Here is a 222-nt window from a genome sequence, read left to right on the forward strand (position 1 = left end):
TGGTTGCGGGGGCAGGATTTGAACCTGCGACCTTCAGGTTATGAGCCTGACGAGCTACCGGGCTGCTCCACCCCGCGTCAATTCGGAAGATATGTCGGTTGCAATGACGATCACAACCGTAACATTCGTAGAGATATTCCCTTATATACATGCGTTAAGCGGGCCTGGCGGCGACCTACTTTCCCGCGGCTTGAGCCGCAGTATCATTGGCGCTGGGGCATT

1 tRNA gene is annotated in these 222 nt (G+C 55.4%); it reads right to left on the bottom strand.

What is annotated here, in order from left to right:
• Positions 1-77, bottom strand: a tRNA-Met gene (locus tag H2509_RS00005).
• Between the last annotated feature and the right edge of the window lie 145 nt (positions 78-222).

The organism is Stappia albiluteola, from assembly GCF_014050225.1.
Classification (GTDB): Bacteria; Pseudomonadota; Alphaproteobacteria; order Rhizobiales; family Stappiaceae; genus Hongsoonwoonella; species Hongsoonwoonella albiluteola.